This is a genomic window from Gillisia sp. Hel1_33_143, assembly GCF_900104765.1.
Classification (GTDB): domain Bacteria; phylum Bacteroidota; class Bacteroidia; order Flavobacteriales; family Flavobacteriaceae; genus Gillisia.
The window spans coordinates 96,486-118,190 of record NZ_LT629737.1; the positions used below are offsets into that span (position 1 = coordinate 96,486).

Here is a 21,705-nt window from a genome sequence, read left to right on the forward strand (position 1 = left end):
AAATTATTTTAAGAGACCTATAAAAAGTTAGTAGCTTTTTATAGGTCTCTTTTTTTTCGGATTTATTGGATTAACATGTATTTCACATTTTTAAACTTTTTAAGCTCTAACTTTATTTAAAATTCTGAACCATATTTATATGAAGAACCTATTGGGTACTGCAAACTTATTATTAACGCTATTAGGCTGTAAGAATGATCAATCTGATCAGGAATACGACAGTTCTGCAAATTCTAATACCTCATATTCTATTTCTGGTAAATCTGAAAGAAATAGACAATCTAAAGATTCTTTAAATTTAAGTAACTCTACTACCAACTCTGAGATAAATGAAGCATCGGAAAAATTAAAGGAATCTTTTCCTCTAGGAAATTATATTAAGGTTGGGGAAGAAACAGATAGTAATTGCAATTGCTACTGCATTAGTATAAATTACTCAGACATTTCTACTTTCTGTTTAGTTCAGAATGAAATGTATATCAATGTAAAATTTGTTCAAAACCAAAGTGGAAGTACAGACGTATATTATATAGATATATCAGATAGAAACAAGCAGGGAAAAGAAATTCCATGGAACGATTTCGATACAGATTCACCTATAGCTAATATAACAAATATTGATGGCAATACATTTGAGCTAGATTGGTTAGGTTTTAAAATAAATGGAGACCTAGCTAAAGATTACGCCATTTATGGCAAAAAAACATTAGAAGGAAAATACAAAATTAAATAACTATGAAATTACCCTTATTAATTTCACTTACTGCATTGTTCTTTTCTTGCGGTAATGGAAATACTCAGAATCGATCAAGCACATCAGAAGCTTTAACTACTGCAGAACCTATAGAAGTACCAAATAAGGACGGAATGGCTCATGCATACTTTGCTAGTGGTTGCTTTTGGTGTGTGGAAGCAGTATATGAAAGTGTAGAAGGTGTGCAGGAAGCTGTATCTGGATATGCAGGAGGAGAAATGCAAAATCCTACTTATGAGAATAGTGGCAAACATGCTGAAACTGTGGAAGTGATCTATGATCCAAATAAAGTAGATTATGAAACCTTGGTAAATGTTTATTTTGGTTCACAAGATCCCACTCAAGTAAATGGACAAGGACCAGATAATGGAGTGCATTACAGATCCATAATATTTTATCAGAACCCGCAGCAAAAACAGATTATTGAAAAGGTAAAAGAGGAAGTAGGTAAAAACTACGATAAACCTATTGCTGCTGAAGTACTTCCATTTTTAAAATTCTGGAAAGCCGAGGACTACCACCAGAACTATGAAAAACTACACCCGGAAAATCCATACATTCAAAATGTTTCTATCCCAAGAATAAATAGATTCCAAAAGAAATTTCCTGAATTATTAAAAAAAGGAAATCACTAGCGGTAAAGAAAAAAAAGGAGATCTATACAAGATCTCCTTTTTTTATTCCTCTAAATTAAATCTATTTAAAACTCAATTCGCTTTTATTAAGTGCTTTAAGTATTTTATTTTCTACTTCTTCACCATCCCAAATCTCTTCAATATCGTCAATTTTCATAATCTTTTCCATGATAGTTCTTTGTTCATCCCCTATAGCAAGCGCTTCTGCATAAGGCCTGTCTGAAAATGTAACTCTGGAATACAAAGGCAACCATTTATCTGGGTGCTTCTCTGAGAATTTTTTTTCAATTTTTTTCTGAAGTAAAAATTTAGGGTTAGCAGTTTTACTGCTCATTTCTACCAAATTTCTATAACTAAGTTCTGCAATTGCATCTGCGTTAGGTTTTCTACTATTTTGATATTCTTTAAATATACGCTCCCAATCATCTCCATATTTTTCAATAAGTGAATCTAGCACAGAGATATCTTCAAAACCAGCGTTCATTCCTTGCCCATAAAATGGAACTATAGCATGTGCAGAGTCTCCTACTAAAGCTACTGTATTTTGATAGGTCCATGGAAAGCATTTCATTGTAACCATAGCACTAGTAGGATTCTTAAAAAAATCGTTAGTTAAATTGGAAATATCATGCTTTATATCTGGAAAGTATTCACTAAAGAAAGATTCTGCAGCCGCCTCGGTCCCTATAGTTTCAAAAGATACCTCTCCCTCAAACGGCATGAAAAGAGTACAGGTAAAACTTCCATCTAAATTAGGCATAGCAATGAGCATAAATTCTCCACGTGGCCATATATGAAAAGAAGCATTATCTAATTTATGACTCCCGTCTGCATTAGCAGGAATGGTTAATTCTTTATAACCTACATCTATAAAATGTTGAGAGTAGTTAAACCTACTCTGTCTCTGCATTTTATGTCTTACTCGAGAAAAAGCGCCATCTGCCCCAAAAACTAGGTCATATTTGTAAGATTTCCATTCGCTTCTTTCACTTTCACCAGTAAAAATTTTAGCTTCTCCAAGGTCTATATCCCAAACTTTCTCTTCAAACTTGAAAACAACACCTGCATTTTCAGCAAGATCTATCATTTTTCTATTTAGAATTCCGCGAGAAATAGAATAGATAGCCTCTCCTTCTTTTCCATATTTCTGGAAGTATAGTGGCTTTTCATTTACGTGCATAGCACGTTTGTCTAATGGTAAAGCAATTTCTCTAATTTCATCTTCTACACCAACCTTGCGTAAAGCTTCCCAGCCTCTATTAGACATTGCTAAATTTATGGATCTACCAGAAAATTCTACAGTGCGCACATCACGTCTTCTGTCAAAAACAGTAACATCATGCCCCCGCTTTTTTAAATAGATTGCAAGAAGTGATCCTACCAATCCAGATCCTATGATCGCAATATTTTTTTTTGTCTGCATTCCGTTCATTTAGATTATAGCGCTGTAATTTTTTACTTTATTTCAATAATATCCAAAATTCTAAGTTGGACTTGAATTGGTATATTTTGTTAACAAACATACAGAATTCCCGGGAATATGCAGAATACCATTTGTATTTAGATGTCTACCGAGGCATTAATAAATTATAGAAAAGCTGCAATTACAAGGAATCTATTTTGAAGATTCTAAAATTAAGTTAAAATAAAGCTCATTTACCATTTGTTTAACAAACGTTGCCCATATCACAATGTAACTTTATTAACAATTATAAAAAAAACAGAAATGACAGAGGACCAACCCCTATTGCAATCATATCAATTAGGCGATCTTACTTTAAAAAACAGAGTAGTGATGGCTCCAATGACCAGAAATAGAGCAGATAATAAAGAAAAAGCACCAACTAGCTTACACGCTAAATATTACCGCCAAAGAAGTGGTGCTGGCTTAATAATAACAGAAGGTTCACAAATTTCTGAACGTGCTGTAGGTTATATCAACACTCCCGGAATTCATACGGATGCACAAATTGAAGGATGGAAGAAGGTGACCTCTGCTGTTCACGAAGAGGACGGTAAGATATTTATACAATTATGGCACTGCGGAAGAATGTCTCATCCAAAATTTCACAAAGGAGAGAAACCATTAGCACCAAGTGCTGTAAATCCAAATGCACAATCGTACACTCAAGATGGTTTTGAAGATACTGTAGAGCCACAAGCTATGAGCCTTGCAGAAATCAAAGAAACGGTACAAGAATTTAAAAGAGCAGCACAAAACGCGAAAGATGCGGGATTTGATGGTATTGAAATACATTCTTCTAACGGATATCTTATTCATCAGTTCTTCAATAAAAAGGCAAATTTAAGAGATGATGATTACGGAGGAAGCATTCAAAATAGAGCTAGATTCTTTTTTGAGATCATAGATGCTTGTATAGAAGTTTGGCAGGAGAACAGAATTGGTGTAAGATTAAATCCATCTCTTAACGATGTTTTTGGAATTACAGCTACAGAAGAGACGATTCCTACTTTTGACTATATTATAAAAAAGTTAAATGCTTATGATCTTTCTTATCTACACCTTTCAGAACCATTTACAGATGTTTCTGATATAGATTATTTAGAATCTAATATTGCAGAGCATTATAGACCTATTTACAAGGGTAACTTAATGATCAATGCTGGATTTACTCAAGAAAAAGGTAATAAGTTCATTGAAGAAGGAAAAGCAGATATGGTTGCATTTGGAAAACTATTTATTTCTAATCCAGATCTTCCAGCTAGATTTGCAAATAATGCACCTATGGCAGAATGGGATGAAGATACCTTCTATACTCCAGGGGAGAAAGGATACACTGATTATCCTAGATATGAAGATGAGAAAAAAAATGTAAAAGCTGAATAGCTATATTATAATATCAATATTTATAATTTCAGTTCTATAAATCTAAATAATAGGTCAGTTTTATACTGACCTTTTTTTAATTATGACATATTACAATCAGCAAGAATTAATAAAGCTGGATAAGTTGTTTAGAGGAAACCTTATTAATAGCTGTACAGGATACAAATCTGCAAATCTTATAGCTACAAAATCTGTAGCAGGAATAGAAAATGTAGCTGTGTTTAACTCTGTTAGTCACATTGGGAGCAACCCTCCCATTCTTTCGATTTTATTTAGACCAACCACGGTTTCCAGAAATACCTATACCAATATAAAAGATACCGGAATTTTTTCAATTAATAGTATTTCAGAAGATTTTATTAAACAAGCTCATCACACCGCAGCCAAATATGATGATACTATCTCTGAATTTGATAAATCAAACTTAACGCAAGAGTATCGAGATGGTTTTGAAGCACCGTTTGTTCAGAATTCAATTATACAATTGGGCTGCAGGTATTTAAATGAATATGTTATTAAGGAAAATGACACCATCCTTGTCTTGGGTAGTATAGAACATCTTTATTTAAAGGAGAATATAATTCTAGAAGACGGTTGGTTAGATCTGGAAAAAGCTAATAGCATTGCCATTACTGGATTAGATGCATATTCCAAACCTAAACTTATAGACCGATTTAATTATGCTCGTCCGGAACAGGAAGTTAAATCAATTAAAAAATAAATATAAGCACATTCTTTCTTCAAATTCAAATCAACAAGTTTTATTGAACAATATATTAATGTATTGATTCACAAAGCATAAGATTAAATAATGCTCTAGAATTTTGTCATTTTATTTAGTATTTAAGTTAAACACTAGTTAAATTGTATAAGGGTAGCTAACAGATTATATAAATTCGTATCAAATTAACTAACCAGGTTTAAGGTTTTCTGTAGTAATTAATAGTATCCTAAAGAGATTGCTGTTATTATTATTAAAAAACTAAGAATCATTAATTAGCAACGCAAGTTGCATTAAAAACCAATAATATGAGAGATTTAGTTTGGCTTATCGTAGTTTTATTAGTAATTGGATGGCTTGTAGGATTTTTTGCTTTTCCAGATCTAGGAAGCATTATCCACATCTTACTTGTAGTAGCTGTAATTTTAATTGTTTATAAACTACTTACTGGAAGAAGACTGTAACAGTCAGAATAAAATTATAAAAAGCCCTTTGAGATATCTTAGGGCTTTTTTATTATAATAAATTTAGATAAAAATTATAGAGATGTGGAATTTAACAGATAAGACCGCTTTAATAACTGGCGGAACTAAAGGAATAGGTAGAGCTACCGTGCTTGAATTCTTAAATTTGGGTGCTAAAGTTTTATTTACCGCAAGAAATGAAGATGACATAATAGAATTTGAAAATGAATTAAAAGCTCAAAATCTAAATGCTACAGGTTTAGTATCTGATGTCTCGATTGCTGAAGATAGAATGCATTTAAAGGATTGGATTGAAGAAAACTGGAATACTTTAGACATATTAGTGAATAATGCGGGAGTAAACATTAGAAAAAAAGCAATGGATTATTCTGAAGAGGAGGTGCAAAAAGTCTTAAACATCAATTTGTATGCTCCCTTTCAACTAAGTAGATTATTGCAACCATTTCTAATAAATTCTAAGAATGCCACCGTTATAAATATAGGTTCTGTTGCAGGATCTCAAGATGTAGGAACAGGAACACCTTATGCAATGGCAAAGGCAGGATTACTTCAGCAAACAAGGAGTTTAGCCGTAGAATGGGCAGAAATGGGTATAAGAGTAAATGCTGTTTCACCATGGTTCACTAAAACTTCACTTACCAAAGGTTTGCTTGGCGAGGAAGAACGTATGAGGCCAATTATTGAAAGAACACCTTTAAAAAGAGTTGCAGAGGCAGAAGAAATGGCGTCTATCATTTCATTTCTTGCAATGGAGAAATCTTCTTACATCACCGGTCAAAATATTATTGCAGATGGTGGAATGAGCATTAATGCCATTTAAACTTCTAGATTTGTTATATTTATTAAAAATTGAACCCTATGAAAAAAACATTATTACTTCTAGCTTTTACAGCAACATTGTTGAGCTGTAAGAATGAAACTAAATCTGAAGACAGCCAAGAAACCTCTGTAATTGAAGACAATTTAACGACAAGTGAAAAAATCGCTAATGCTAATGGATTTGAGAATTTTGATTCTGTAGAAGAGATCAACTTTACTTTTAACGTTAAGGTAGGAGACTCATTAAGATCTTCTAGAGCATGGACGTGGAATCCAAAACAGAATAAAGTAGCTATGACAGAAAATGATTCTACCGCTACTTACATTAAAGTAAGTAATAATCTTTCTGAAGAAGATAAAGCATTAGATTCTAAATTTGTTAATGATTCCTATTGGTTGCTATTTCCATATCAATTAGTATGGTCTGACGCTAATTTTAAAGAAGAAAAAAATGCTATTGCACCTATAAGCAAAGAGAAAATGAATAAACTTATAGTATCCTACAATGCAGATGGTGGTTATACCCCTGGAGATACTTATGATGTTTATTATGACGATGACTTTATGATAAAAGAATGGGTTTACAAAGCCGCCGGAGGTGGTAGAGAAATGGCTACCACCTGGGAAGACTATGAAACTTTTAAAGATCTTAAAATATCAAAAATGCATAAATCTGAAGATGGATCTTTCCAACTTTACTTTACAGACATCAGCGTAAAATAAGGATATTAGGTGGTTTCAATTCCTTTTTTAAGGATTTGTCCAAACTCATACATATCTTCAAAAGAACAGTAAAATGGAGCTGGAGCTAAACGAATAACGTTTGGCTCTCTCCAATCTGTTATCACTCCATTTTCCATCAAATAATTGAACAACTCTTTACCTTCCCCATGAAGAAATACAGATAGTTGCGTGCCTCTTTCTTTCTGATCTGCAGGTGTAATAATTTCAAAATTACCCTCTACTTCTCTATCAATTTCGTGAAGAATAAATTCTAAATAAGCTACGATCTTATCTCGCTTTATAATTAGAGCTTCCATACCAACCTTCTCAAACATTTCTAAAGAAGCTAAATAAGGTGCTAACGCAAGAATTGGGGCATTACTTATCTGCCATGCGTGTGCATTGGGTTCTGGCTGAAATTCTGGTTCCATTAAGAATCTTCTCTCTTTGTTATGTCCCCACCAGCCTTCAAACCTTGGTATATCTTTTAAATTGTGATATTTCTTGTTAATAAAGCATCCAGACGCATTACCAGGACCAGAATTCATATATTTATAACTACACCAGGCTGCAAAATCAACATCCCATTTATGAAGATCTAAATGAATATTCCCTGCAGCATGTGCAAGATCCCAACCTACTTTAGCACCTACCTCATGACCAGCTTTGGTTATCGTCTCCATATCCATAACCTGGCCTGTGTAGTAATTAACACCTCCTATTAACACCAAAGCACACTCCGCTCCAACTTCCTTGATGGTATCTAGAATATCTTCTGTTCTAAAATTTTGTTCTCCCTCTCGCTTTTTAATTTCTACAATAGCATCTTTAGGATTCAAACCATGAAATTTAACCTGAGAAGCAATCATGTATTGATCGCTTGGAAAAGCTTTCTCCTCACATATGATCTTATATCTTTTTTTATCCGGACGGTAAAATGACACCATTAAAAGGTGCAGGTTCACAGTAAGAGTATTCATAACTGTTACCTCTTCTGGTAATGCTCCAACCACCTTTGCAAGCTTTGCAGAAAAACGTTCATGATAATCCCACCATGGCTTATCTGAATAGAAATGTCCTTCTACAGCAAGATTAGCCCAATCTGTCATGATCTCATCTACATATTTTTTTGCAGATCTTGGCTGTAAACCAAGAGAATTCCCGGTAAAGTAAATTACATCTTTTCCATTCACCTTCGGAAATATAAACTCTTCTTTATATGCTGCCAAATGATCTTCACTATCCAAGGACCTTGCGAATTCTCTGGTATTTTCAAATTTCATAGAAACTAGTTTTACGTAAAAATACCACTAAATTTTAGGTTCAAAAAGTACAATGCAAGCTTTTGTATCCTCAAAAATCTATTAGAATTTTAGATATGCTTAAATTTGACAAAAAATTTAGAATACATGCATTTTATCCCAGAAGCATTAGACCAATACGCAGTAGATCATACGCAGGCAGAACCAGAATTATTAGCTGAACTCACCCGAGAAACCTATCAAAAGATCTTACAACCCAGAATGCTTAGTGGTCATTTTCAAGGAAGATTACTTAGCTTGATCTCAAAGATACATAGTCCTCAGAATATTTTGGAATTAGGAACCTATACAGGATATTCTGCATTATGCCTGGCTGAAGGTATTCAGGATAAAGGAGAGTTACATACTATCGATGTAAATGAGGAGCTAGTAGATTTTCAGAGACGTTATTTTGATAGTTCTCCATATTCATCTCAGATCTTTCAGCATCTAGGGAGCGCATTAGATATAATACCTCAACTCCATCAAAAGTTCGATCTTATATTTTTAGATGCAGACAAGCCTAACTACCCAGCTTATTTTGATCTTATAATGGATAAAGTTAATCCTGGAGCGCTTATCCTTACAGACAATGTACTATGGAGCGGAAAGGTTATAGAAAAAGTAAGAGAAGATGATATTTCTACCAAGGCCCTATTAAAGTTTAATAAGATGATTGCCAATGATGAGAGAATAGAGACTATTCTGTTACCTATTAGGGATGGAATAAGCCTAAGTAGAGTTAAGAAATAGATGATCTTATTTTCTGCTGATTTTTTTAAAGATCTTAAAACCTAAGAAACCGAATATAATTCCTATCATAGTGCCCACTATAATATCTGAAGGATAGTGAACTCCAACATATATTCTACTGGTTACAAAGATAAATGGCCATAAATAAAACAGGTAGATCCACTTGTAGCTACTCTTTAAACTAAGCACAAAAAATGTGGTTACAGCGAAAGATACAGATGCGTGTCCGGAGAAAAAACTATAGTTGTCTGGGGTTTGAAGGATCCTAATAATATCCGAAAGATCCGGATTGTTATTTGGCCTTAATCTGGAAGAATAATTCTTAATTAAATTGGTAAAAACAAAAGTTACATAAAAGGTAAGTAGAAGAAACGTGGAACTAAGAAGGGCTTTTTTCCAATGAAAGGTTATAAAATATAGAACGAAGAAAAAAATATATAACGGGATCCAGTGTTTAATGTTGGTAACAAAGATCCAGAAATTATCATACTGCTCAACTCCCAAATTGTTTAAGAATACGAACAATTTTCCGTCCCATTCATTTAAACGCTCCAGCATATCGCCTACAATCTTCTTCTTACAGAACCTGTAATTTCTTCAATATCCTCTTTCACCTTACTGATCTCATTTCTAACATCATTCGAGATATTAGAATCTATACCCTGTTTTTCTGCACTTTTTGTAATCTCACCCTTAATATCATTGGTGGCATTTCGAACAGTTCTCATACCTTTCCCCAATCCGCGGGCTATTTCAGGAATCTTATCGGCGCCAAATACCATGACTAATATAAATATTATAAAGCCAATTTCAGCACCACTAATAAATAATGGAAGTGTTATCATAAGAACAAAGATAATGACAAATTTATTTTAAAAAAGAAGCCGACTCGTTAAAGTCGGCTTAATTTTTAGAAATAAATTTCAATTAGTTGCTAGCTTCTTTCTTGAAATTCTGAAACTTATCTTCTTTGGCATTTTGAGGCCAGCTATTATTGTCTAAATTAACATCTGCAGTCTCTAAATTAGGATCTACTGTAATCTTAGTGATTTCCTTATCTGATGCAATAGCCTTGCTCACTTCTTTATCATTCTTTCTCCAGATCTGAGCAGGATATTTCACATTATTGGTAGTACCATCTGCATAGGTGTACTCCACAATAAGTGGCATTACCAAACCTCCTGGTTTGTTAAAAGTAACCTGATAGAAAAACTTAGGATTTTTGAGCTTCGCTCTTTCCTCAGGCGTAAAATTATCCATTAAGTACTCATTCAATTTTGGAGCGTTCTCTAAAGAAGTCTTTCCTTTTGATTCTGCATTATATTCATCACTTCCTTCTTCAACAACATAAACTGCATCTATACTTGCAGGATCTTCAACATTATATCTCTCAAGTAAGGCTTTACCTTCTTTGGTAACTTTATCTGTGATCTGAAATTTCTTAACTTCTTTAATTCCAATATCAACATTATCTGTTCCATAGAACCAACCTCTCCAAAACCAGTCTAGATCCACACCGGATGCATCTTCCATAGTTCTAAAGAAATCTTCTGGAGTAGGATGTTTAAACATCCATCTATTTGCATAAGTTTTAAAAGAGTAATCAAAAAGATCATGACCCATTACGGTCTCTCTTAAAATATTTAAAGCAGTGGCAGGCTTACCGTAAGCGTTATTACCTAATTGAAAAACATTCTCTGGATTAGACATGATTGGAGCAATATAAGATTGATCTCCTTTCATATAAGGAACTATTTTGGAAGGAATTCCTCTTCTAGAAGGATAAACTTCTTCCGGACTAATAGCTTGGGGATATTCTTTCGCAAATTCCTGTTCTGCTAAATACTGCATAAAGGTATTTATACCTTCATCCATCCAACCCCATTGGCGCTCATCACTATTCACGATCATTGGGAAAAAGTTATGCCCTACTTCGTGAATGATAACACTCATCATTCCAAATTTTACTCGGTCTGTATAAGTTCCATCCTTTTCAGGACGACCATAATTCCAACAGATCATAGGATATTCCATCCCCTGGTTTTTTGCATGTACAGATATCGCTTTACTATATGGATATTGAAAAGTATGATCTGAATAAGATTTCACAGTACTAGCTACCACTTTCGTAGAATAATCTCCCCATAGCGGATTCCCTTCTTTAGGATATAAAGATTCTGCCATTACATCTTTACCCATCACTTTTACATTCATCATATCTACAATGAATTTACGTGAAGTAGCAAAAGCAAAATCTCTAACCATTTCAGCTTTTAACTTCCAAGTTTTCTTTTTATCTGAAAAACCTTTTTCTGCAGCTTCTGCTTCTTCCTGAGTTACAATAACTACTGGCTCATCATAAGATTTTTTCGCCTGCTCATAACGTTTCATCATTTCTCTGGAATAAACGTCTTTTCTATTCTGAAGCTCTCCCGTTCCATCTAAAATATGATCTGCAGGAACCGTAATATTCACTTCATAGCTTCCAAATGGAAGAGCAAACTCTCCACTACCCCAGAATTGCATATTTTGCCATCCTTCTACATCATTATAAACCCCCATTCTTGGGAAGAATTGAGCAATTACATATACATTGTTCCCATCTTCAGGAAAATGCTCGTATCCAGATCTAGCTCTATCTGTTACATGATTATTAATGTTGTACCACCATTTTATGTTGAAAGAATAACTCTCGCCAGCTTTTAAAGGCTGTGGTAGATCTACTCTCATCATTGTAAAATTGATAGTATATGGCAATGACTTCCCGTCTTTAGAAGATACTTCTTCTATATGAAATCCACCATCAAAAGGTTCTTCCATAAAATCATTTACAAAAGTACTGCTTTGAGTTACCGGAGAAATCCCATTCCCATCTTTAAGCTTAGCCTCAGAATCTTTCGTTCTAATATTTTGATCTAATTGCACCCATAAATACTCTAAAGCATCTGGAGAATTGTTATGATATGTAATTGTCTCGTACCCTGACAGTTTTTGATTTTTATCATCTAACTCAATATCCATCTTGTAATCTGCCTGATTTTGATAATAGGCTTCTCCCGGAGCACCTGCCCCTGTACGATATTGATTTGGAGTTGAGAACTCCTGATACAGTTGTCTAAATTTGTTTTGATTAGTGTGTCCGGCTTGAACTGTTTCCTCCTTAGTTGCCTGCTCATCCTGAGCAAATACACCAGCAGACAAAAACAAAAAACAAACCAAAAGGGTCGATTTAATTTTTCTCATTATTTAAATATTAATTTTAAGATTGCTAAAAATAGGTAATTATAAAAATTTTACACTTTAATCGTTGAAATTTAACACCTCTTCCAATTTTCCATCAGCCAGAACCATACTCTTCATTTGTCCTTTATACGCTACATGGACTAGGTTCTTCTGTTCTGGAAAAAGATCCGCTAAAACAGCATTTTGAATTTTGATACTCGAAAATTCCGGAACATTTAAAACTTCTAGATAAGCAATTGCCGTATCATCATCATATTCCTTCCCAAGGTAATTCACCTTATATTTCTTCCCGTCTACTTCAACTTCTATCTTTTGCTCTAAGTATTTCTTTATATACCCAAATACTTTAGCGTCATCTGTTTTCTTAGAAAGCAAAATAGATGTATCATACCTTTTCTGAAGAAGATCTTCCAGATCATCTACAAAAATTCGAGATATAATCTGAAGGCTCTTTTCCTTTTCATTGTACTTTACATCTGTAACACTTACATAGAATTTATGATTGGCCTTAAACGAAGAAAGACCAATTAAGAAAAGTAATAACATTTTATATTTCATAATGAAGTGCTGTAAAGGTTAGACTTAATAAATCAAAAATAGTTTAATTCGTATTTATATTAACTCAAATAGTATTCCAGCAATATTTCAATATCGTAGATCATAGTAGTAAATAATTTAAAATAGCTGCAATAATTATTTTTGAAGTTGTAAAAAATCTTCAGCAATCTTTTCGAAATACTGAATAAGATCCAGTTCATTACCGGTTTCTACAACATATTTTAGGTTCCGCTCTTCTGCAGCATAATACATAAATTTATATATGAGATCTTCTGAAATTTTTAGATGCTCCGCAAAGAATTCTATTGGAAAAGTTTCTATGGTTTTATTCACTAAAATAGAAAGGTCTTGATTTTCTTTTATCTTTTTTAGTTCTTTCAATCTGCCAGAAATTAGATTAATTAAATAATCTACAGGCAATCCACTACTAGAATGAGTAGCTGAATAAATTCTCCTCTCGGCTTGAGTTAAGGGCGGTTTCTTAGAAACTGGAAGACCTACACTAAAGGCTGTAATTGTCTTGATATCTTTAGTGTCCTGACTTAAATTTCCAGACAAGCGATAATTATTAATATTAACGGCATCCAGCTCATTTACATTATCTTGTAAAGTAACTTCAAGATATCCGGAATCAAATATTTCTTTATCGATCTTTATCTCTAATCTCTTATAAGGAATAGAAGAAAAAAGTAAGGTGTCATTCTCTATTACCGAAATCTCAAATCTCCCATTTGCAGTATTTATTGTACCTGTCTTCTGAGTAATATTAATAATATTTACAGAGATCTCTCCTAAAGTCTGGTTGTTGATCTTACCTTTTAAAAGCACATCATTTTGCGCGTAACTAACACCTATAAATAAAAAAAATGATAAGATCAGAAAAAATAGTTTGTACATAAAGTTAGTTAAGAGTAATGGGAAAAATCTTTATCTAATTTTGCTCTTTTAGCTTTCGGTAATTTTTACTTTGAAGCATAAAAAACTCTATTAACTCCAGATCATTCTTATTCTCTTGGACTAAAGCACCAAGGCCATTATCATAGGCGTAGAAAATAAAATCATTTATATAATCGTAATCAATTTGAAGGGTTTCAGTAAAAAAAACATCCCCGTATAACTTCCGCATCTCACTCGGGTTACTTCTAGGCATTGGCGCAACAGTTTCTACTGACTTACCTGCAATTCCTGTAAGATCTATAGCAGCAGCCAACAAATTAAAAATATTGATAGAACCATCTACTTGGGTAGACTCTCCCAATGCAATGTTGGTAGGTTTAGATTGAGTATCATTAATATCAGAATCAAATCTAGCATTCTTAACATCTTCAAATTTCCAACTTAATACAGGAAAACTATAAGTTTCCATCGCTTCACTATCTACAGCAAGATTTCCTGTAAGATGATAGTTATTTAAATTTACTGTAGCTAGTTCATTTACATCTTCTTTTAGCGAAACACTTAAAAACTCATTATTATAGATCTTAGAAGTGATCTCCATTTTCAGGTTTTCATAAATAATTGAAGAGAATAATAAGGTATCACCTTCTCTAACCCGAATTTCAAAATCCCCATTTCTAGAACTCGTAGTACCAGTTCTTAGATTGGTGTTAATAATATTTATAGAAGTTCCCTCCAGATCCTGAGCCTCAATAGACCCCTTAAGAAGAATAGATTCTTGTGCAGTTGCGGTAATTGCAAAGAATAGAATACATGCTAAAAAAGAATATTTCATATTACTGATCTTAAAACCAGTAATTATCTTAATTTCTGGCTTGTTGTTTCTTGTATTTTTTACTTTGCTCTACAAGGAAATCTATAAGATCTAGCTCATTTCCTTTCTTCAACATTTGTTCACTTAAGCCATTATCGTCAGCAAAATATATAAAATCATTAATGTTCTCCATTTGAATATCTAAATTCTCTTGGAAGAAATTATCATTATAAAGTTTCCTGATCTCGTTATCTACTTCGGCATTTGGAATAGTACTGTAGGGATTACGAATTTCCTTCTCTTTGTTATTGATCAATAACTCTTTAAAAATGTTAACAAAATTAATGCCATTAACTAGTCTCGTATTACCCATTAGCATTGCTGTATTTCTTGGGGCTCTATTTTGAGGTGCGCTATAAGCAACATCTGCATTAGAATTCATAACATCAACAGATCTTAGATCTTTGGCGTAATCTATTGATTCTAATCTTTGTACGTCTACATTTATATTTCCAGAAAGATCATAAGGAGATACCACTACTTCTGGTAATGCGTTAATAACTTCATTTAAATAAATATCTAAATTTTTTGATGCTACTACGGTTTCCCCTATTAAAACAGTAAAAGCCTCAAATTGAACGGAGGTAACTCTAATAGTATCTTTAGCGCTCACCTCTAATTTAAAATCTCCTTTGAGATCTGAGATAGTTCCTTTATTAGAACTTACATTATAAATGCTTACCCCTTCAGGGTCATCTTGCTTAGGTACGTGAATGGTACCGTTAACTTCAGTTCTATCATCAACTTGTGCAAAGGCAGAAATTCCAAAAAAAATCACCATTACAGTGAGTACTATTCTTTTCATAAATTTAATTTGAATAAAGAAACAAATCCATTTCTAATAAAAATAATAAGCATCGCCTAAACTTTTGTTAAACCACCACAATACTTAAATTTACAAAAAAATAATATGAGAAATGCTATTTTAGCAAGTACCTCTACCTTACATGGCGAGAAATATCTTACATATCTATTACCGGAGCTATCCAAGTTATTTAAGAATGCTCAAGAATTACTTTTTATTCCATACGCCAGGCCTGGTGGTATATCGCATGATGAATATACATCTTTAGTTAAAGAAGCTACCAAAGAACTTCATTTTAGCGTGAAAGGCATTCAAGAATTTGAAGATCCAATTGAAGCTATAAAAAATGCTCGAGCAATATTTACCGGAGGCGGTAATACTTTTATGCTTGTAGATAAGCTCTATCGTAATAAGGTTATGCAAACTTTAAAAGAGGCAATCTTGAACGGCACTCCGTATCTAGGAACAAGTGCAGGAACAAATATTACAGGCCTTACTATGCAAACCAGCAATGATATGCCTATTATCTATCCTCCAAGTTTTAAAACTCTTGGTATTGTACCTTTTAATTTGAATCCACATTATTTAGATCCAGATCCAAATTCTACCCATAAAGGAGAGACCAGAGAGACGCGTATCAAAGAGTTCCATAAAATTAATACTCAGCCAGTGATTGGTTTAAGAGAAGGAAGCTGGTTAGAAGTAAATAATAATGACATTACCCTACGAGGAAACCTAACAGCAAGAATATTTAAGGCAGGAAAAAATCCTATAGAATTAGAAACTAACAGTACTTTAAATAATATCAATTAAATGGACTTTCAGAAAATACTTAATACCATTCAAGAGGATCTATCTCATTACGATGCTTTTGGAAATGTAGCCTCTTACATTCCAGAATTGGCAAAAATAGATCCCAAGAAATTTGGTATGCATCTCTATGGAACAGATTCTCAACATTACAGTGTTGGAGATAGTGACGAGAAATTCTCCATTCAGAGTATTTCGAAGGTATTTACCTTAACTATGGCCATGAATATTCTAGGAGAAGATCTTTGGGACAGAGTAGATGTTGAGCCATCTGGAGATCCATTTAACTCCTTAACACAACTGGAATACGAAAGCGGGATACCTAGAAATCCTTTTATTAATTCTGGCGCCCTAGTAATTGCAGATATTCTGATCTCTAATTTGGATAATCCAAAAGAAGATCTTTTGCAATTTGTAAGAAAGATTACTGGCAAAGAGAGTATAGATTATGATTACACGGTGGCTGCTTCAGAAAAATCTACAGGTTACAGAAATTATGCACTAGTAAATTATATGAAAGCTCTAGGAAATATCAAAAATGATGTAGACACCATTGTAGACTTCTATTTTCATCAATGCTCCTTAGCAATGTCATGCGCAGAACTGGCTACAGCTTTTATGATCTTTGCAAATAAAGGTAGAATATTAGATACCGATGAAAAGATCTTATCAAAAACTAAGAATAAAAGAATTAACGCTTTGATGCAAACCTGTGGTTTTTATGATGAAGCAGGAGAATTTAGCTTTGAAGTTGGCTTACCTGGTAAAAGTGGTGTTGGAGGCGGAATTATAGCAATACATCCTTCAAGATATTCTGTAGCTGTTTGGAGCCCTATTTTAAATGAAAAAGGAAATTCTGAATTAGGGATGGCTGCATTAGAAAAGCTAACCACACTAACGGGACTTTCTATTTTTTAGATACTTATAAAATTAGTCAGCCAATAGATTGTAGCATTTATATGCTATAAGACTTCACCTCTTCCATCATCAATCTTACATCTTATTAGTAAGTAATGAAAAAAGCCTTCCTGATACAGGAAGGCTTTTGAGCGAAAGACCGGGTTCGAACCGGCGACATTCAGCTTGGAAGGCTGACGCTCTACCAACTGAGCTACTTTCGCAAGACTCTGCAAATATAATCTGAAATCTTTAAAAATTCCAAAAAAATCTACAGCTTTTTTAAAAAATGATATCCTTTAATCACATAATCTAGATTCATATAAAATTTATGAGACCTAAAGTTCTGAACGTAAGAGTTTAACTCTGAAGTTTCACAACCTCGCTCTTTGGCATAATGGAAAATAAAATTGAAAAGTTTCTTTCCAATACCTGTATTTTGCAACTCAGAATTAATATAAACGTGATCTACTTCACAAGATTTTCCGCAATAATGTCTAGTCATAAACCAAAGTCCGAACACACCCACTAACTTTTCATCTAAATAGATACCAAAACATTCATAATTCTGATCGAACATTTCTTCAAATCTAGCACGTAGAATTTCTTCATCCACCTGATATTCACCTAGTTTTTGAATTAATGGGAGCACCAAATCTAATTGGTTCTTTAAAATCTTGTTAAATGCCAATTCCATCCTACCGTTTTCTGCGAAAATAGTCATAATTTTAGCTATTGATAATAATTTGATTTTACATACTTATGAAAAATAAACCAGGAAAAATTCAAGACCTTATAGATGCAAATTTTTTAGAGCAACGAAAAGTTTTTCTTTGGGGACAGGTAGATGGGAAAACGGCTAAACACGTTATAGACCATCTTTTATATCTTGATTCAGTATCTAATGAAGAAATTCAGCTGTTCATAAATAGTCCGGGAGGTTTCGTTACTGATGGCTTTGCAATGTATGACACCATGAAATCTTTAAGAAGCCCTATTTCAACAATTTGTTCAGGACTGGCTGCTTCTATGGGATCCATTCTCCTTTCTGGAGGAACCAAAGGAAGAAGATTTATTCAACCTTTAGCTAAAGTAATGATACACCAACCAAGTGGAGGTGCCAGAGGTCAGGCTTCTAATATCGAAATTCAGGCTGCAGAGATCTTGAAAATTAGAGATATTAGCGCACAAATTCTTTCTGAGAATTGCGGTCAGAAAATTGAAAAAGTTTTAAAAGATTTTAATAGAGATTACTGGATGGATGCTCAGGAATCTGTAGACTACGGAATTGTTGATGGAATTTTTAAGCAATAATAATTATGAGTAACAAGATCAATCATAAAGAAACAGACGGTCAAGGAATGTTTTTTATTGAAGATGATAATGGTATAATCTCTCAGCTTACCTATTCTCTTCAAAATAACGGGATAATGGCTTTAGACCATACGGAAACTGTAGAACAAAGAAAAGGCGAAGGATTGGCTACTAAACTCGTAAAAGAGAGTGTTTCTTATGCTAAGAAAAATGATCTGATGATAGATCCTGTTTGCCCATTTGCAGAAGAAGAATTCGATAAGAATAAAGAATACCAGGAAGTAAGAGTCAATTAAAAAAATGACCATTTCTTTGAATAAAAACGTTGAGATTCACGAAATCTCTTCCGAAGAAACTTATGTTATAAGACAAAAAGTTCTAAGACCCGGAAAGCCTGTAATACAATGTTGTTTTGAAGGTGATCAAGCCTTAGATACATTCCATTTAGGAGCGTTTTTTCAAGATAAACTAATAGGGGTTGCAAGTTTTATGAAAAACAGCAACCCCTTATTTTCTCCTCACAATCAATACCAACTAAGAGGAATGGCTATTTTAGAGTCATTCAAAAAACAAGGTATAGGAGCACAGCTCCTAAAAACTGGTGAATCTAAGATCTGTTCAATCTTAGAGGAACCCACATTATGGTTTAACGCACGCACAACAGCCGTAGGTTTCTATGCGAAATACGATTATCAAATAAAGGGAGAAGAATTTGAGATTCCTGAAGTTTGTAAACATATAGTAATGTTTAAAAAACTATAGCGCTACCTTAAATTGACATTTATGCTACTCTATCATCACATTATGAATTTTGAAAGGTCTTTTAAAAAAGGTGTATTTATAGTATTCTTATTATTTATAATTTCATGTAATAACCAGGCCAATAATAATGTTAATGGCGATAGCTACAACCCACAATCTCCAGTAGAAGAGATAGCTGAAGGAACACCTGAAGCTATTTTAAGAGTATTGCAAGAAAAAGATAGCACTAGCCTATTTGAGAGAGATTCTATAAAAACCTTTTATAAGGCTCGAGCAAATAAGCCGGTATGGAGCGATACTCAATTTAGAAATGCGTTTTTAGACACCTTAAAAAATGCTAAATATCAAGGCTTTTTGTTTGAGGATTTTCATGGAAATGAAATTGAAAATCTCACCAAAAATTTACAAGATAGATCTTCAGAAGAAATAAGTGCTCTAGATATTTATTTAACAGACGCTTTCTTCAAATATGGCAAACAGCTCTGGTATGGAAAGACCAATCCTAAGAAATTACACGAAATATGGGATCTTACTCGCAAAAAAATCTCGATCTCCAAACTCCTAAATGAATCAATTGATAAGAATGATCTATCCTTTGCTATAAAGAAATTAGGTCCTATCAATCCAATTTACAACAAACTGATTTTAGCTGCTAAAGAACAATCTATTTTAATGGAGAAGGATTCTTCAAAATTCATGAAGATTGAAATAGGAAAAACCATAAAACCAGAAAATTCAGATCCAAGAATGCCAATAATAAAAGCAAGACTACAACAACTTGGCTATTTAAAAGATGCGGACACGTCTAGCGTAAATTCTAAAACATCAGAAAAGGCTATTAAAGCTTTTCAACAAGATCATGGCCTTATGATAGATGGAATTATAGGGAACGCAACGCTATACAATTTAAACAAATCAGCTAAAGATTGGTATAATATTCTTCAAGTAAATCTAGAACGATGGAGATGGTACCCAAGAGAACTAGGATCAGATTATATATTAGTGAATGTAGCAGACTTTAAGCTAGAGTTCATAAAAAACGGTAAATTTAAAGACGAGCATAAAATTGTAGTTGGATTACCATCTAGGGAAACCCCCGTATTTTCTGATGAGATAGAAAACATAGTTTTAAATCCATCCTGGTATATTCCCCCTACCATTAAAATTAAAGATGTAATTCCAGGCGCAAGAAAAGACCCTAACTATATAAATAAGAAACATTTAAATGTTATTTCTCAAAGCGGCGAACGCTTAGACCCTCTTAATGTAAACTGGAATTCTAAGGAGGTTTATAGCTATAGGTTTAAACAAGATCCTGGAAGCGCAAATCCATTAGGACAGGTAAAGATCAATTTCCCAAACAAACATTTGATCTATTTACATGACACCAATTCAAAATCGTTATTCAGTAATAACGCTAGATCCAACAGTTCTGGCTGCGTAAGAGTAGAAGGAGTTATAGATCTGGCTAAAGAATTATTAAGCGATCAGAAACAATACAATTCAGATAAAGTAGATGAATTGTTAGCTTCTGGCAAGACAAGATATATCAAACTAACTACTCCCGTAAAGATCTATATTTTCTATTGGACCGCATGGAGAGAAAATGGTAAAACCCATTTTACCCATGATATATATAATGATGATGAAAAGATACTTAAAGCTCTGAATACCATTCACTAAGCTTTGATCATTGCAGAATTGCTGTTATAATTGTTATCCGCAGAATATATGAACATTACAGATCTATCTTTAATGGTTTCAATAATATCTTTGGTAAGAGCTGCAGGAACTGCAGGACAACCATAACTTCTTCCTAATCTACCTGCACGATCAATAAAATCTTTAGTAGCATAATCTGCTCCATGAACAACTACATATCTATCTCTCGCATTAGAGTTAAATTTTTCCTCCTGTCCATCTATGAACATTGATAGTCCATTTTTACCATAATAGGTCTCTCCGGTTACATAGAACCCAAGTGATGACTGTAATGAGTTTACTTTGTTTGAAAATTTACTAGCAAATTCTCCCCCTGTATTCTTACCATGAGCAACAAGGGTATTGAAAAGAACGGTATGATTTTTCATATCCAACACCCACATTCTTTTTTGAGTAGAGGAAAGTGTAAAATCTATAATAGTTAGGATCTCCTTTTTTACTAATGCTTTATCTTCTAATTTAGAATATCCCATCACTCCATATTTAAAGCTTTCCAAATTAGGGACGCTAGTGTTATTTTCTACAAACTCATTATACATCACATTTACTTTTTCATCAAAAGTTAAAGTAGCAGATTTTGCAGTTGGAGATGTTTCTAAAGTTGTTGTAGGAATAGTAACGTTTGTGTTATTATGGCCATCTAAGGTTGTAAATGCGAAAGAAGTAGCTAAAGCGGCAAATACAGTCAAGATTTTGTAGGTCATATAATTTGGGTTTTATGGTTATATGTTAATTAAATGCAAAGAGAATACCAACTTACAAAAAATTATATTTAAATTCTTTA

25 protein-coding genes and 1 tRNA gene are annotated in these 21,705 nt (G+C 33.3%); 14 read left to right on the forward strand and 12 right to left on the reverse strand.

Annotated features, from left to right (window positions below; translation table 11 throughout):
- Positions 1 to 139: 139 nt before the first annotated feature.
- The gene (locus tag BLT84_RS00480; RefSeq protein WP_091262121.1) at positions 140 to 733 is read left to right on the forward strand and encodes a hypothetical protein; all 594 of its coding nucleotides are present in this window, start codon (positions 140 to 142) and stop codon (positions 731 to 733) included.
- Positions 734 to 735: 2 nt separating this feature from the next.
- Positions 736 to 1,389: a peptide-methionine (S)-S-oxide reductase MsrA gene (gene msrA / locus BLT84_RS00485; protein ID WP_091262123.1), complete on the forward strand. Its 654-nt coding sequence runs from the start codon at positions 736 to 738 to the stop codon at positions 1,387 to 1,389.
- A gap of 61 nt (positions 1,390 to 1,450) precedes the next feature.
- Here the strand turns inward: msrA and BLT84_RS00490 are convergent, their stop codons facing one another.
- Positions 1,451 to 2,812, reverse strand: coding sequence for an FAD-dependent oxidoreductase (locus BLT84_RS00490; protein ID WP_091267892.1), 1,362 nt, complete (start codon positions 2,810 to 2,812; stop codon positions 1,451 to 1,453).
- 303 nt (positions 2,813 to 3,115) lie between these two features.
- On the opposite strand from BLT84_RS00490, the gene BLT84_RS00495 reads away from it, so the two are divergent.
- From BLT84_RS00495 to BLT84_RS00510, 5 genes are all read left to right on the forward strand, one after another.
- Entirely contained in the window at positions 3,116 to 4,237 is a 1,122-nt protein-coding gene (locus tag BLT84_RS00495) for an alkene reductase (RefSeq protein ID WP_034889020.1), read from the forward strand.
- An 82-nt stretch (positions 4,238 to 4,319) separates the two neighbouring features.
- Entirely contained in the window at positions 4,320 to 4,958 is a 639-nt protein-coding gene (locus BLT84_RS00500; RefSeq protein ID WP_091262126.1) for a flavin reductase family protein, read from the forward strand.
- Positions 4,959 to 5,266: 308 nt separating this feature from the next.
- Positions 5,267 to 5,422, forward strand: coding sequence for a lmo0937 family membrane protein (locus BLT84_RS16035; RefSeq protein ID WP_034889016.1), 156 nt, complete (start codon positions 5,267 to 5,269; stop codon positions 5,420 to 5,422).
- Between the two features lie 82 nt (positions 5,423 to 5,504).
- Positions 5,505 to 6,263 (forward strand): SDR family oxidoreductase, encoded by a 759-nt coding sequence (locus tag BLT84_RS00505; protein WP_091262128.1) that lies wholly within the window; start codon positions 5,505 to 5,507, stop codon positions 6,261 to 6,263.
- Positions 6,264 to 6,301: 38 nt separating this feature from the next.
- Entirely contained in the window at positions 6,302 to 6,985 is a 684-nt protein-coding gene (locus BLT84_RS00510; protein ID WP_091262130.1) for a hypothetical protein, read from the forward strand.
- Positions 6,986 to 6,990: 5 nt separating this feature from the next.
- Here BLT84_RS00510 and kynU read toward each other — a convergent pair whose 3' ends face one another.
- The gene (gene kynU, locus BLT84_RS00515; RefSeq protein ID WP_091262131.1) at positions 6,991 to 8,268 is read right to left on the reverse strand and encodes a kynureninase; all 1,278 of its coding nucleotides are present in this window, start codon (positions 8,266 to 8,268) and stop codon (positions 6,991 to 6,993) included.
- Positions 8,269 to 8,394: 126 nt separating this feature from the next.
- On the opposite strand from kynU, the gene BLT84_RS00520 reads away from it, so the two are divergent.
- Positions 8,395 to 9,039, forward strand: coding sequence for an O-methyltransferase (locus BLT84_RS00520; protein ID WP_034889006.1), 645 nt, complete (start codon positions 8,395 to 8,397; stop codon positions 9,037 to 9,039).
- A gap of 6 nt (positions 9,040 to 9,045) precedes the next feature.
- Here the strand turns inward: BLT84_RS00520 and BLT84_RS00525 are convergent, their stop codons facing one another.
- The 7 genes from BLT84_RS00525 to BLT84_RS00555 all read right to left on the reverse strand — a co-directional run bounded on the left by BLT84_RS00525 (position 9,046) and on the right by BLT84_RS00555 (position 15,416).
- The gene (locus tag BLT84_RS00525; protein ID WP_034889004.1) at positions 9,046 to 9,597 is read right to left on the reverse strand and encodes a phosphatase PAP2 family protein; all 552 of its coding nucleotides are present in this window, start codon (positions 9,595 to 9,597) and stop codon (positions 9,046 to 9,048) included.
- A 5-nt stretch (positions 9,598 to 9,602) separates the two neighbouring features.
- Positions 9,603 to 9,884 carry a twin-arginine translocase TatA/TatE family subunit gene (locus BLT84_RS00530; protein WP_034889002.1) on the reverse strand — a complete coding sequence of 94 codons (282 nt, stop codon included), beginning with the start codon at positions 9,882 to 9,884 and terminating at the stop codon, positions 9,603 to 9,605.
- Positions 9,885 to 9,966: 82 nt separating this feature from the next.
- Positions 9,967 to 12,282 (reverse strand): M1 family metallopeptidase, encoded by a 2,316-nt coding sequence (locus BLT84_RS00535; protein WP_091262133.1) that lies wholly within the window; start codon positions 12,280 to 12,282, stop codon positions 9,967 to 9,969.
- A 57-nt stretch (positions 12,283 to 12,339) separates the two neighbouring features.
- On the reverse strand, positions 12,340 to 12,840 hold the full coding sequence (locus BLT84_RS00540) for a DUF6702 family protein (protein ID WP_034888997.1): 501 nt from the start codon (positions 12,838 to 12,840) through the stop codon (positions 12,340 to 12,342).
- Positions 12,841 to 12,975: 135 nt separating this feature from the next.
- Entirely contained in the window at positions 12,976 to 13,737 is a 762-nt protein-coding gene (locus BLT84_RS00545; RefSeq protein ID WP_091262135.1) for a hypothetical protein, read from the reverse strand.
- A 34-nt stretch (positions 13,738 to 13,771) separates the two neighbouring features.
- Positions 13,772 to 14,572 carry a hypothetical protein gene (locus BLT84_RS00550; RefSeq protein WP_091262137.1) on the reverse strand — a complete coding sequence of 267 codons (801 nt, stop codon included), beginning with the start codon at positions 14,570 to 14,572 and terminating at the stop codon, positions 13,772 to 13,774.
- A 28-nt stretch (positions 14,573 to 14,600) separates the two neighbouring features.
- Positions 14,601 to 15,416 (reverse strand): hypothetical protein, encoded by an 816-nt coding sequence (locus BLT84_RS00555; protein WP_091262139.1) that lies wholly within the window; start codon positions 15,414 to 15,416, stop codon positions 14,601 to 14,603.
- A gap of 105 nt (positions 15,417 to 15,521) precedes the next feature.
- Here BLT84_RS00555 and pepE point away from each other — a divergent pair, with 105 nt between their 5' ends.
- Positions 15,522 to 16,229 carry a dipeptidase PepE gene (gene pepE / locus BLT84_RS00560; RefSeq protein WP_091262141.1) on the forward strand — a complete coding sequence of 236 codons (708 nt, stop codon included), beginning with the start codon at positions 15,522 to 15,524 and terminating at the stop codon, positions 16,227 to 16,229.
- Positions 16,230 to 17,144, forward strand: a complete 915-nt coding sequence (locus BLT84_RS00565) for a glutaminase (protein WP_091262143.1) — start codon at positions 16,230 to 16,232, stop codon at positions 17,142 to 17,144.
- Between the two features lie 130 nt (positions 17,145 to 17,274).
- Here the strand turns inward: BLT84_RS00565 and BLT84_RS00570 are convergent.
- Both BLT84_RS00570 and BLT84_RS00575 read right to left on the reverse strand, forming a co-directional pair.
- Positions 17,275 to 17,347: transfer RNA gene (locus BLT84_RS00570), tRNA-Gly, on the reverse strand.
- A 47-nt stretch (positions 17,348 to 17,394) separates the two neighbouring features.
- Complete coding sequence (locus BLT84_RS00575) at positions 17,395 to 17,847, reverse strand: GNAT family N-acetyltransferase (RefSeq protein ID WP_081891308.1); 453 nt, start codon at positions 17,845 to 17,847, stop codon at positions 17,395 to 17,397.
- A 38-nt stretch (positions 17,848 to 17,885) separates the two neighbouring features.
- Between BLT84_RS00575 and BLT84_RS00580 the strand changes: the two genes are divergently transcribed.
- Genes BLT84_RS00580 through BLT84_RS00595 form a run of 4 tightly spaced genes read left to right on the forward strand, consistent with a single transcriptional unit; the run spans position 17,886 to position 20,882 of the window.
- Positions 17,886 to 18,437 carry a ClpP family protease gene (locus BLT84_RS00580; protein ID WP_034888982.1) on the forward strand — a complete coding sequence of 184 codons (552 nt, stop codon included), beginning with the start codon at positions 17,886 to 17,888 and terminating at the stop codon, positions 18,435 to 18,437.
- A gap of 5 nt (positions 18,438 to 18,442) precedes the next feature.
- Positions 18,443 to 18,733: a GNAT family N-acetyltransferase gene (locus tag BLT84_RS00585; RefSeq protein ID WP_091262145.1), complete on the forward strand. Its 291-nt coding sequence runs from the start codon at positions 18,443 to 18,445 to the stop codon at positions 18,731 to 18,733.
- 4 nt (positions 18,734 to 18,737) lie between these two features.
- Positions 18,738 to 19,199: a GNAT family N-acetyltransferase gene (locus BLT84_RS00590; protein ID WP_091262147.1), complete on the forward strand. Its 462-nt coding sequence runs from the start codon at positions 18,738 to 18,740 to the stop codon at positions 19,197 to 19,199.
- Between the two features lie 21 nt (positions 19,200 to 19,220).
- Positions 19,221 to 20,882, forward strand: a complete 1,662-nt coding sequence (locus BLT84_RS00595) for a murein L,D-transpeptidase (protein WP_091262149.1) — start codon at positions 19,221 to 19,223, stop codon at positions 20,880 to 20,882.
- Here BLT84_RS00595 and BLT84_RS00600 read toward each other — a convergent pair.
- Complete coding sequence (locus BLT84_RS00600; protein WP_091262151.1) at positions 20,879 to 21,625, reverse strand: murein L,D-transpeptidase catalytic domain family protein; 747 nt, start codon at positions 21,623 to 21,625, stop codon at positions 20,879 to 20,881. The genes BLT84_RS00595 and BLT84_RS00600 overlap by 4 nt on opposite strands.
- Positions 21,626 to 21,705: the final 80 nt, after the last annotated feature.